General features: G+C 43.4%; 1 protein-coding gene. It reads left to right on the forward strand.

Annotation, left to right across the window (positions count from 1 at the left end; genetic code table 11):
* On the forward strand, nt 1-396 hold a 396-nt coding region (locus AB4486_RS28090), incomplete at both ends, for a hypothetical protein (RefSeq protein ID WP_372120109.1).

Genomic DNA, 396 nt, shown 5'->3' on the forward strand with positions numbered 1-396 from the left:
CTTATTAACTATGTTAATGACGGTGGCAATATCTTGTTTATGGATGCGATTCAAACGACTAATCCTGAACCTGTTGGACGCTTGGCAGATGCCGTAGGTGTATCTCTTGGTGGTGAAAACGTTACCCCGACAAACCAAGCTTTCTGCGGTAGCTCTTATTACTGCCAAGCACCTTATCCTAATCTTCACGTGAAGAGTCAAAAGGAAATGTTGGTTCTTGAGCGTTTTCAAGATAACCAAGGAGAGCCTCCATTCACGGTAAATCAAGATGGTACGGTTGAGTGGATCAAAGATGAGTCCAAGATTAAGTTTGAGATCCCGACTTATGAGGTTACTAAGTTAGACGCTGAAGGGAAGCCAGTGCTTGATGCGTCTGGTGTAACAGTAATGGAGAAA

Origin of the sequence: Vibrio sp. 10N.222.55.C6, assembly GCF_041473395.1 — a bacterium.
GTDB lineage: Bacteria > Pseudomonadota > Gammaproteobacteria > Enterobacterales > Vibrionaceae > Vibrio > Vibrio crassostreae_C.